7 protein-coding genes and 1 other annotated feature are annotated in these 12,485 nt (G+C 48.1%); of the genes, 3 read left to right on the top strand and 4 right to left on the bottom strand.

Going from position 1 to position 12,485, the window contains the following annotated elements; all coding sequences use genetic code 11:
• The first annotated feature begins 204 nt into the window (after positions 1-204).
• Positions 205-3,690 (top strand): VWA domain-containing protein, encoded by a 3,486-nt coding sequence (locus tag BLU30_RS09150; RefSeq protein ID WP_176770887.1) that lies wholly within the window; start codon positions 205-207, stop codon positions 3,688-3,690.
• An 81-nt stretch (positions 3,691-3,771) separates the two neighbouring features.
• On the opposite strand, the gene BLU30_RS09145 is transcribed toward BLU30_RS09150, so the two are convergent.
• From BLU30_RS09145 to BLU30_RS09130, 4 genes are all read right to left on the bottom strand, one after another.
• Positions 3,772-4,755: a diaminopimelate dehydrogenase gene (locus tag BLU30_RS09145; RefSeq protein WP_479691031.1), complete on the bottom strand. Its 984-nt coding sequence runs from the start codon at positions 4,753-4,755 to the stop codon at positions 3,772-3,774.
• 61 nt (positions 4,756-4,816) lie between these two features.
• A complete protein-coding gene (locus BLU30_RS09140; RefSeq protein ID WP_090245700.1) occupies positions 4,817-5,332 on the bottom strand; it encodes an ECF transporter S component in 516 nt (171 codons plus the stop codon).
• A 94-nt stretch (positions 5,333-5,426) separates the two neighbouring features.
• Positions 5,427-6,824 carry a sensor histidine kinase gene (locus BLU30_RS09135; RefSeq protein ID WP_090245698.1) on the bottom strand — a complete coding sequence of 466 codons (1,398 nt, stop codon included), beginning with the start codon at positions 6,822-6,824 and terminating at the stop codon, positions 5,427-5,429.
• Positions 6,821-7,546 (bottom strand): LytR/AlgR family response regulator transcription factor, encoded by a 726-nt coding sequence (locus tag BLU30_RS09130; protein ID WP_090245696.1) that lies wholly within the window; start codon positions 7,544-7,546, stop codon positions 6,821-6,823. The genes BLU30_RS09135 and BLU30_RS09130 overlap by 4 nt, the downstream gene beginning before the upstream one ends.
• A 127-nt stretch (positions 7,547-7,673) precedes the next feature.
• Positions 7,674-7,901 (top strand) — a binding site (T-box leader).
• Positions 7,902-7,949: 48 nt separating this feature from the next.
• Between BLU30_RS09130 and ileS the strand changes: the two genes are divergently transcribed.
• Both ileS and BLU30_RS09120 read left to right on the top strand, forming a co-directional pair.
• Complete coding sequence (gene ileS / locus BLU30_RS09125) at positions 7,950-11,105, top strand: isoleucine--tRNA ligase (protein ID WP_090245695.1); 3,156 nt, start codon at positions 7,950-7,952, stop codon at positions 11,103-11,105.
• A gap of 185 nt (positions 11,106-11,290) precedes the next feature.
• Entirely contained in the window at positions 11,291-12,466 is a 1,176-nt protein-coding gene (locus BLU30_RS09120; RefSeq protein WP_176770886.1) for a GGDEF domain-containing protein, read from the top strand.
• The last annotated feature ends 19 nt before the right edge of the window (positions 12,467-12,485 follow it).

The raw sequence follows: 12,485 nt of genomic DNA, 5'->3' as shown, positions 1-12,485 counted from the left end.
CATTAAATGGAATTTGTCAAACTAAATAATAAAGAGATAAACGGAACATGCCTGTTTTAAGCCGGTGTGTTCCGTTTTTTGAAAGGTTCCTTAAACTAAACTTATTTGTGACTCTCTTGTGATTCAAATTCATATAATAAAGGAAATAAGAGGATCAGAAAAGAACGAGATGATTGACAAATATGAAATATGAGGGATGATGACATGAGCCGTTTAAGGAACAAGGGAATGGGACCTGCTATTCTTAGAACTATTTTGATGGTTACTGTTTTGATTTTTACGACTATACCCGTAAGGGCAGCGGAATTCACGGGAACCAGTGATTATAAAAATAATAATTTGCACTATATTTATGTGGACGATGCCGCGAAAAATTTTGAGCAGTCACAGGCATATCTGAATCGTCCCTTAGGAATTGCTGGGAATTTTCATATTGTCGCCTTTGGGGATGCGATTTTGAAAGCCGACACGGATGGGAATATATTAGCGGGCAATCTTACGGCAGAGGCTGGTTTCGGAAGCAAAGACTTGAAGGAAGAGGTGTCTTATGCTGGAACGGTCAAAGTCGCCAATACCACTATGGGCGCTCAGGAATCCACTGCGCTGTATGTCGGAAATAACAATACGGTTGATTTAGCGGATACGGGTGATGCTTTCAGGTTGCAGGGGATTAAGCTCGATCGCCCCGGGGTTTTAGGGAAGGACAGCGAAACGGTTAAATATGTCGATTTAGAGTCTCTCTATAAGAATGTGGTGAAGCAATCCACGACATATGAGAACCTCGAAGGGGCCTCGGTGGACTATAAAGCGGATAGGAGTAATCCCGTAATCACTATTGGCGATGCCTCTGGGATCAACACAATGACCATACCTGTCACGGATTTGCAAAATGCGGATGCAGCCTTTAAGGTACAGGGATTTACTCAAGAGGGGACGGGCTGTTTGATCATCAATGTGGATGCAGCCGGTCAGAGCAGTATTACATTGCCACAAATTGAAATGATGGCTGGGGATGTTCCAGTAGGAATTGATGAGACTTCAAATTTTAAGTGGGGGCGGATTTTACTGAATGTGTACGATAGTACGGCTTTAGATGGCCAGTACGCAGGGACCATTCATACGAATAAACCAGTGACGGCTTCCATCCTGGCACCAGCAGCTTCCGTGACGGCGGGGGCCAGTCTTAATGGGAATATCATTGCCCAAAATGTGACGGTCAATGCGGAAACACACCGGATGGATTTTTTAGGAACCCAATCATTGGAAGAAAGCAATGCCAGTGTCAACAGGGTGCAGGAAGCAGAACGTATGGCACTCCAGGCAGCCCCTCCTGTAGAAGCCGTCACCAGTGATGACATGGCGATGAGCATCCAAAGCGCTGAAGTCCAGGATATCAATAAAAGTTTATCCTACAATAAAACCGCCACCGTCAACAGCTGGGACGATCGGACTTATACGATACATTTGGATGCCAGCTCATTAATGACTGAAACGTCAACAGTCACCACGCCATATGATATTGTGCTGGTGCTGGATGTTTCAGGGAGTATGGGGGATACATTCCAGACGTATCAAAAGGTCAGCAGTACATCACTGTCCTATGGAAATGCCTATTTTATTAAAACAGCCAGTGGCATTTATGAACAGGTTTCCCTTGGATGGAGTGATGTTTACTACATCACATATTACGATACGGCCACTTCGAGCTGGGTTCAAAAGCCAGCAAGTGAGGCCGAATTATATAGTCGTCAATATGGTTCATATACAACAAAGATAGCGGCCCTTCGCAGTTCCGCCAAGGCTTTTGTGGATAGTGTTCGAACCAAGAGTCCCGACAGCCGGATTGGTATTGTTACCTTTTCGGGGAGTGCCACTACCAAAATCCGAAGTGATAATAAGTCCCTTTTACGTATTGGAAACCCGGGTTCTTATACACAACTCAATTCTTGGATTGATGGTCTCAATGCCGGGGGTGCAACCAATTCAGCGGCCGGTATGAGTAATGCGAAAACCCTTTTAGAGAATACCGCAGTCTGGGAAAATGTTAATCAGGGATCTGGTCGGGAGAAGATGGTGGTCTTCTTAACGGATGGGGTCCCGACACAGTATAGCTCTTTTGACAATGGGGTTGCCCAGGGGGCCATTAATGCTACTGATAGTATCGTTGCAAACAACAATGCGAGTATTTATTCCCTGGGGGTCTTTGATTCGGCCAATTATTATGGAAGCATTATCCAGGGAAACGTCAATACCCAAGCCACCGTTAAGATGATTGATGACTACATGAAAGGAGTCGCTTCTGATCCCGGTTATTATATGACAGCCGATAGTGTGGATTCTTTAAAATCCTTATTTGACAGCATTACCGTCAATATGGGAAAAAGTATTAATGGTGCGATGGTCTCAGATGTGATTGATCCTCGATTTGAGTTATCTGAGGCAGAAAAACAGCGCCTAATGGCGGATGGTGCCAGTATTACCACCGGAAGTGATGGCTCGACCATTGTGACTTGGAATAATCAAACCATCAAAGCCCAGTCTGGAACGGTCAAAGGATGGTCCAAGGATTTTGTTGTTAAAGCGAAAGCCGATTATATTGGCGGGAATAACATTCCCACCAATGGCAGCCAGTCAAATATTTCCTGTGAGGTTGGAACGGCTTATTTTCCTCAACCAACGGTTAATGTCAAATCAACACTGACCGTGGACAATGCCGAAAAGACAATTTTCTTTGGCGACGATATGACTCTGACCTCGGACAATATGGCAAAGTGTTTGTTTGGGCAAGGCTATAAAAATTATGCGGGTGAGTTGGATCACATTGGGGTAACCTGGTATAAAGATGAAGCCTGCACACAGGCTGTAGACCCTGAAGGCACCATCCATTCGATCAATGGCAAAGATCGGCTGTCCGATTCAGAGATTAGTACAACCTACTATTTAAAAGCATCCTATGATGCCGGTATTTCGACAGAGAGCAGCACGGTCAATACTGGTGGCAATGTCTCTGGTGGGACAACCCATACGGTCCTTGCTTCAAATACTGGAAAATCATTTGTTGGAGATATCCAGCAGGCAGATGCAGCAGAACTCAAAGGAAAGACTTATGGACGCTTTGTGGTACACATTGTACCAGGACAGATTGAACTTCGTAAAAGCATCGACAGCCAGTACACCTCAATTGGAAAACAAAGGGCGAATCAAACCTTTATCTATAAGGTGGAACGCTATGAAAAGGTGACGGATACGAAACCGATGGAAACCTTCTATGAAACCATTAGCTTTGATGCCAATGGCACAAGCAAGTCGGATTCCCGGTTGATTTCAGGCTTGAAGAAAGGGTACTACAAAGTGAGTGAGGAAACACCATGGTCAGCAAAATATACCTTAATGAGCAAAAAACTGGGGGAAAATGCCTTTAATCAAACAGGGGCAGATGCTAGTATGACGGATGGATTGGGCTTCTTCATCGGAGCGAGCAGTGAGAAAGCCAACGCAAATGGTCTCTATACCTTTATGGGGATAGAGGACAGTAAAAACCCGAAGAGCACCACGGGTGCATGGTCAGACACTACAAAATATACGGCCTATGCCAATGGAACCCACACGGTGGTTAGCTTTGTCAATGAAAATAAGAATTGGAACTGGCTCTCTGACACTGCTTCGGCCATTAACGTCTTTAACAAATAGCATAAAATGAACCGAAGAACCGTCGGATTAAAAAAACAGTCGCAGGCCTCTATGGCATGCGGCTGTTTTTTAAACGAGAATTTAGAGGAGACCCTTACGCAAATCGGCGCCATCACCAGCGCACAAGTAAGCGGGTGGCACATCGAAGATCGTCTTAGCGCCATTGGCCCCTTCAGCAGCAAAGCGGGCAACGGCCCGTGCACAGGCGACCAGAACACAGGCGGTAAACTCGGGATTGGAGTCCAGCTTTAAGCTGTATTCTACTACGGCCTTATGCTCATTTTCCCAGCCGGTGGCACCGCTGCGAATGACGAAGCCACCGTGGGGGATTCCTTGATGGTCCCGGGCCAGCTCCTCAGCAGAAATAAAGTGGACGGTCGTGTCGTAATCTGCAAAATAATTGGGCATTCCGACGATTTCAGCTTCAATGGCAGCTTGATCTGCGCCCTCTTCAACAACGACAAAGCATTCCCGGGTGTGTTTCTCCCGGGTGGAAAGTTCAGGATTGGCACCACTGCGCACGGCCTCTAAAGCGGCATCCACAGGGATCGTATACTGACGGGCATCCACCACGCCATCAATACGTCGGATAGCGTCGGAGTGCCCCTGACTGACACCTTTTCCCCAGAAGGTATAGTCCTTGCCTTCTGGAAGGATGGCATTGCCATAAACCCGGTTGAGGGAGAAAAGGCCGGGGTCCCACCCTGCGGAAATAAGGGCAACATGTCCCGCTTCTGTGGCGGCTTCATCCACTGCTGCAAAGTGTTCTGGAATTTTGGCGTGGGTGTCAAAGCTATCCACCACATTGAAGTGTTTGGCAAAATCCGGGGTCTGCTGGGGTAGGTCGGTGGCGCTGCCGCCGCAGAGAATCATGACGTCGATGGTATCCTTAAAAGCCGGAGCATCTTCAATGCTGCGGACCGGGACGCCCTCTGTCAGAATAGTCACCCTTTCCGGGGGACGTCGGGTGAAGATGGCCACAAGCTCCATATCTGGATTTTGGCGGATGGCGCATTCCACGCCCCGCCCCAGGTTCCCGTAGCCCAAAATACCGATTTTTATCATTATGCTTCCTCCTCTTAGTTCAAATTCTATGCCGTAGGATTGGATTCATTATAGCATAAATTTATTCAGTGGTGGAAATGGCCTTAATTTCGACCAGACGAAAATGGCGTAAGGGCTTGAAGAGCAATACGGCAATGACAAGGCCAACCGCTGCCTGGAGGAGATTAAAGGGAATGTTGACCAGTGGAGATAGGGCGTTACCGTACATTATGACCTCTGAAAGGTAATAAATAAGGGCCATGACGATGCTGGCACCAAAGAGAACGGCCATCTGAGTCCCCTTTTTAAGGTTGGGCTGGGTCATTGCCCAGGCGGTGAGCCAAGCCATGGTGCCCTTGGCTAAGATGGTGGGGATGATGTAGATGGCATAACCCGAGAAATAGTCCGCAGAAGCAGCGCCGACACAGGCCGCAAAGGTTCCGAGGATGGGCCCAAGGATATAACCGCAAAGAAAGACAGCGCCATCTCCTAAGTGGATATAGCCATTGGGAATGGGGATTTTGATGATATAAATCATAATGAAGGTGATGGCAATCATCAAGGCAGTGTAGCAGCATTTTTTAGTGTTTATGGTCATGGTGTGGCCTCCTGTGTTTGGTTTGTTTCATTCTATTATACTAAAAAACTGAACCACTGGATGGTTCAGTTTAAAAGTTTTTAATGGGTTCAGTTTATGCTTGTTCTTCGAAAATGGGGCAGGGACCACAAATGGGGAGAATGACCGAAGCGTGGAAGGTTTGACCGTTTCCGTCAAAAAGGGCATTGCCGCCGTAGCTCTCAGCGGTATGGCTGACATTGATGAGTCCCAGCCCGGAGCCAGTGGCTTTAGTACTGTGGAAGGTATTTCCCTGAAGGTTTAAATCACCACTATAGGTATTATCGACGGTAATGATGAGGTTCTCTCCCAGGGTTTGGATGATGGTTTGAATACGGCCTTCACCTGGAGGGAGTTCCATTGTGGCATCCAGGGCATTTTCCAATAAATTCCCCAAAATAATGCACAGCAAGGGATCTGGAATCATGGACATCTCTGGAAGGTTAGCGTGGATTTCAATGGAAACCTGGGCATCCAGCGCTTTACTGCGATAATAATTCAGAAGACTGTCCACCAGTAGATTATGGCACAGTGGAATGAATTCCCGCTGATCAATCATTTCTGTGTAGGACTTTAGGTAATCCTGGACGTGGCGGAGCCGCTCCTGGGCAGTATGGCCATCCTCCTGGGCGGCTAAAGTGGATAAGGCCTGAAGATGATGACGCAGATCGTGGCGGGATTGTCTTGTATCGGCAATAGCTTGACGCAGATCTTTCATTCGTTGGGTTTGAAGGTCCAGCAGAAAGCGGGCCTGTTTTTCCTCCAGAGCTTTTTGGGTTTGTTGCCAGGCGTTTTTAAGGATGCTATAGACATAAACATAAAGGAGCACGATATTCAGAATGATCCCGGACATGGCGAAAAGGCTGAAGGCGTCTAAGGCGGTCAGGGGAAGGAGGAGACCGCCAAAGGATAAAAGGCCAAATTCAATGACACTGGCAAAGGCCAGCCATCCCCAGACCCGGTCTGAAACAGATTCCAGAATAAGGGGGTAGCGTCGGCTAAGGATATAAAACACAAACGGAAAGGTGAAAACCAGCAGCCAAACAGAAATAAGGGAGTTCGTCATGGAAAAAAAATCGCTGTTGGAGCTGATGGTTTGAACAGCACCGGTGCGTTCAATGAGCATGGCCAGGGTCGAAATAACCTGGGAGTAATTGCAGACGACGCCAAAAAAGAAAAGCTTGCGGGACAGGGATTCGTCAAAAAAGGGGAGAAGGGACAGATAGGTTAGAATCATGAAAAAAGCAAAACACATGAATCGGACTTGTTCTGTCGGCATATCACCAAGGAAAACCGGTAAAAAATTAGCGGTAATGGCAAAGAATACCCCAGGAATTAAAACAATGCCCATTAAGGCGAGGACCAAGGGCACCCCGGTCAAACGCAGGCGATTGGAAAATAAGAAGACCAGCAAAAGGATGGAGGGTAAAATCTGTACCCAATACCCCAGACAGGCCGAAAGCAGGACCATCATAGGACGTTTCTCCGTACAATACCTGCCAGATAGTCGGTGTAGCGGTTGGCCACCTCGTTTCGGGATTGACGGCCAACGGTGATTTCCTGACCGTTTTTCAGGGTGATGCGGGTTTTCTGAAAACGGCTGATATAATCCAGATTAACAATATAGCTGCGTTGGGGGACGATGAAACGTTCGGTATCGAGACGATTGGCGAGGTGGTGGATGGCCTCGTAGGTGCGGTAGGACCCCATCGAGGTATAAATAATCGAGGTTTTGTTGTTGGCGGCAATGTATTGGATATCCGATTGAAAAAGGGTTAGTTTTCTCCGATCCACTGTTATTTCCAAAAGAGGATCCCGGCGCTTGGTAGTACGGGCGGCACAGCGGCGGTAGACTTCCCGGAGGGCTTCCTCAGTGATGGGTTTGATCAGATAGTGGACCGCACCCAGATCAATGGCCTCCAGAGCGAATTCTGAGCTGGTGGTTGTAAAGATGATAAAGGCATCAGACCGCTTTGCAATGGCCTGGGCAACGTCAATACCATTTAAATCTGCCATAAAAATATCCAGGAAAATGGCGGTAAAATCCGTATGGTCCAAGTGGGCAAGCAGGGTTTTGCCATCAGGATAAGTGGTCAGGCAAACGGGAAGGCCTAATTCCTTGGAAAGCGTTAAGATGCTCCCTTCCAGCTGGGTCAGATCTAATGGATTATCATCACAAATGGCAATGTTGATCATGATTTTTTCACACACTCCTTATTTTGGTTGCTTTTATTATACCTGAAAAAGCAGAGAGAAGTCCAGATAATGGAAATTTCCCTTGCATTTCATTGGATTCATGTTAGAATATGGAAATAGTAAGCATATAAATGCGTGGAAAAGGACGCAATGGCAAAATGCAGAACAGAGAGGCCGCCCGTATGGTGGAAGGGGGCCCAGGCAGGACCCATTGAGATCACCTTGGAGCAGGATATCTGAACTTGATGAAGTAGGATATCTCGGGCCACCGTTAAATGGAGAATGAGTGAATACGGAGAATGCCGTATTAATGTGGGTGGTACCGCGGTAAAACAAGTCTATTATCGTCCCTTGTACAATACTTTTGTACAAGGGACGTTACTTTTTTGTAGGAGGAAAACGAGTGGCTGTATTTAAAGAATTAAAAACGGCTCCGGTGAAAGAAACCGAAGCGTGTATCGCAAAAAAATGGGAGGATATGGATATCCTTCAGAAGTCCATTGACAATCGTGAGGGTTGTGAAAACTTTGTGTTTTACGAAGGCCCCCCCACGGCCAATGGCCGCCCGGGGATCCACCATGTTATCGCCCGGACCTTAAAGGACTCGGTTTGTAAATACCAGGTAATGAAGGGCAAACGGGTCCTGCGTAAGGCGGGATGGGATACCCACGGCCTGCCGGTGGAAATTGAAGTGGAAAAGCAGCTGGGAATTTCCAGTAAGCCAGAAATCGAGGCTTATGGGATTGCTGAATTTAATAAAAAATGTAAGGATTCGGTGTTTAGCTACGAGGCCCAATGGCGTGAAATGACCAAGCGCATGGGGTATTTTGTGGATTTAGAAAATCCCTATATTACCCTGGATAATGATTATATTGAATCCGTATGGTGGATTCTGAATAAATTTTTTGAAGAAGACTTTATTTATGAAGGGCATAAGATTCTGCCCTATTGCCCCCGCTGTGGCACCGGCTTAGCCTCCCATGAGGTGGCCCAGGGTTATCAGGAAATTAAGACCAATACCGTGGTGGTGGGCTTTAAGCGCTCTGACGCCGATGAATATTTCCTGGTGTGGACCACGACCCCCTGGACTTTAGCGGCCAACGTGGCCCTGGCGGTTAACCCGGCGGCGGACTACATTAAGGCCGTTAGTCATGGTGAAACCTACATCTGTGCCAAGGTACTGGCGGATAGACTGCTGGGTGAGGATTATGAAATTATTGCAGAAATGAAGGGGCGTGATTTAGAGGGGATAGAATACAATCGTCTCATGCCCTTCTCAGATGTCCCCGTCAAGGGCAAAGCCTTTTATGTGACCTGTGCGGATTACGTCACCACCGACGATGGCACCGGGATCGTCCATATCGCCCCGGCCTTTGGGGAGGACGACTACCAGGTGGGCCGGAAGTACGGCCTGCCGGTGCTGCAGCCCGTGGGAGAGGACGGGGCCTACACCGCTACGCCATGGAAGGGCCACTTCGTCATGGAAGAGGGCCTGGATATTGAAATCATTAAATGGTTAAAGGATAAAGGGGTCCTCTTTAAAAAGGAAAAGGTTCTGCATAATTACCCCCATTGCTGGCGCTGTAAGACACCCCTGGTGTACTACGCCAAGCCCAGCTGGTATATTGAAATCACCAAGATTAAGGACCGCCTGATTAAAAACAATGACGGCGTCAACTGGTTCCCGGAATTTGTGGGGGAAAAACGCTTTGGCAACTGGCTGGAAAACCTGAACGACTGGGCGATTTCCCGTAGCCGTTACTGGGGGACACCCCTGCCCATTTGGCGCTGTGATCATGAGGATTGTGATGGCCTGGCCTCTGTGGGCTCCCGGGCAGAGCTGGCAGAGAAGGCCATGGAGGATATTTCTGAGGATATTGAACTCCACCGCCCCTATGTGGATGATGTGCACCTGACCTGCCCCAAATGCGGCGGCCGGATGACCCGGGTGAAGGATGTCATTGACTGCTGGTTCGACTCTGGCTCCATGCCCTTTGCCCAGCAGCACTATCCGTTTTCCCAGCTTAAGGACGGGCAAAATCCCAAGGATGCGGATATCCCCCCCTTACCCGCCGACGCTTTCCCCGCAGACTTTATCTGTGAGGGCATCGACCAGACCCGGGGGTGGTTCTACTCCCTGCTGGCCATTTCTTCCTTTGTCACGGGAAAGGCACCCTATAAGAATGTGCTGGTCAACGATTTGATTTTAGATGCCGAGGGCCAGAAGATGAGTAAGTCCAAGGGAAACACTGTGGACCCCTTCGAGCTCTTTGACGAATACGGCGCAGACGCCCTGCGCTGGTACCTGCTCTATGTATCCCCGGCCTGGACCCCCACCAAGTTTGATGTGGAGGGTCTGAAGGAAGTGCGCAGCAAGTTCTTTAATACCTTAAAGAATACCTACACCTTCTTTGCCCTGTATGCCGATACTGACGGCATCGATCCAAGAACCTTTGATGTGCCGGTGGACCAGCGCCCGGAAATCGACCGGTGGATTTTATCTAAATACAACCGTCTGGTCAAGGAAGTCACCGAGGAAATGGACCACTACGACCTCACCCGAGCGGTGCGTAAAATCCAGTTCTTTGTCAATGAAGATCTGTCCAACTGGTACATCCGTCGCAACCGCCGCCGTTTCTGGGAATCCGGCATGAGTGCGGATAAGCAGGCGGTCTACCGCACCACCTACGAGGTGTTGGAGGGCTTAAGCCGTCTGTGCGCCCCCTATGCGCCCTATATCAGTGAAGAAATTTACTGCGACCTTACCGGAGAGGAATCCGTCCACCTGGCAGATTATCCCGTGGCAGATGCGGCCCTTATTGACGATGCAGTCGAAGGCCCCATGGACCTGGTCCGGGATTTGGTCAGCCTGGGCCGCGGTGCCAGAGAGGATGCTAAAATCAAGGTCCGCCAGCCCCTGTCCGAGGTCATCATCGATGGCAAGTATAAGGACATGCTTAAAAATCTGGTGGGTTTGATGCAGGAAGAGCTGAACATCAAGGAAGTGGTCTTTAAGGATGATTTGGGCGCCTTTATGGATTATACCATCAAGCCAAACTTTAAAGTGGCTGGCCCCATTTTAGGGAAAAACGTGAAGCTCCTGGGCAAGGCCATGGCCACCGTGGATGCTCCGGCCCTGGTGGCCGCCACGGAAGCCGGGGAAAACTTTCCGGTGGATGTGGATGGACAAACCATCGAGGTAACCCTGGAAATGGTGGATGTGCGTATTTCTGCGAAACCTGGCTTCAATGTCCAGACCGAGGGCAACCGCTTCGTTATTTTAGACACCGGGCTGACCCCGGATTTAATTGACGAGGGCCTGGCCCGGGAGCTGGTGTCCAAGGTGCAGCAGATGCGTAAAAACAACGGTTATGAGGTCATGGACCATATCCATATCACCTACAGTGGGGATGATGCTTTAGTGGCGGCCATTACGGCCTATGCCGACTTTGTTAAGCAGGAAACTTTGGCTGAAAGCTTAACGGTGGGCAGCGGCGGTGAAGTCTTTGGATTAAACGGTCATGACGCAACCATTGAAATTACCAAGGCTGATTGTTAAGCCAATCCTCCAATAGAATAATAAACCGACAGAATATTCTTTGTTTTGTCGGTTTTTTTGTAAGATTTGGGAAGTGAAGGTTCACCATTGAAAAAAAGAAAAGAGAGTGATAAAATAAAATAAGTATACATATTTGGCGGGGTCCAGCTGGGGGGAGCGGAGCCCATGTTTCCATGGAGAGTGGAATGAAAATTAAAGAGAAACAAAAAGAGATTTTTAAAATTGAGAGGGATCGAAATTATAAAATCGCTTTAGCGTGTTTGTGTCTGATGGTGGTTTCGCTGATCGTGTTGGTGAGCAATATCATCAATGGACGGACATGGGATACCTCCCTTTGGTCGTTAGCACCATTAATTTTAGATATGATTGCCTTTGCCCTACTACTTATGCGCGTTATTTGTCTCAGAGAAAAAATGGAAGGGCAGATTGAAGATGCCTACTGTGAGGCCATCCGCATGGAGGAATTGCGCAATCAGGTCATCCTTGACGCCATGGACGTTTTATATTTTGAATGGGACCTGGGATGTGCCCAAGTACAGACCTCCACAAAATGGTGGGCGGCTTTAGGATACACCCCCACCCCGGAGATGATTGAAAATGGCAGCATAGTGGTGGACAGCGAGGCCTTGTCTTTCCAGGGGATGGTGATGATGATTCTGGGTGGACAGGAATTTGCTGAGGAGGAATTTCGCTTTATCTACGGGGATGGTCAGCCACATTGGAGTCGAATCCGATTGGTGGGTATTCAGGATGACGGTGGTGAAACCCAAAGAATTATTGGAATTATTAGTGATATTGAGGATCAAAAATGTCGGGAAAATAATTTAGTGGATCACGCCCGGCGGGACCCTTTAACGGGTGCCTTTAATAAAAAAGCGGTACGGGAAGAAATTGAGACCCTCTTATTATTATCTAACTTTCGGCAGGGCTCGTCCCATTGCCTCCTCCTCATTGATATTGATGACTTCAAACAGGTCAATGATCATTTTGGCCATGCCTACGGCGATCAAATCTTAATGGAGTTGGTGAAAAGTCTAACGGAAATTTTTAGAGCCTCAGACATTGTAGGGCGGATCGGCGGCGATGAATTCATTGTATTGATGAAGGAGCTGAGAGAAGCGGATGATGTTACCGCTCGAGCCCGTCATGTTTTGAGACGGGTATCATCCATTCGATTACCGGATGGCAGTCCCCTGGGATGTAGCATTGGGATTGCCTGTTTTCCCAGGGATGGAACGGATTTTGAAACCTTGTACAGCCATGGAGATCAGGCCATGTACCATGCCAAAGAGCTGGGAAAAAATGGCTTTGCCTGCTATGGAGAGGAAGTGCAGAAAAAGACAGTAAGCCAAGTGGATTGAGATTAGAATTGATTGAAGG

The sequence above is a fragment of the Eubacterium barkeri genome (genome assembly GCF_900107125.1).
GTDB classification, from domain to species: Bacteria; Bacillota; Clostridia; order Eubacteriales; family Eubacteriaceae; genus Eubacterium_O; species Eubacterium_O barkeri.
This window is presented reverse-complemented; position numbering and strand designations above follow the sequence as displayed.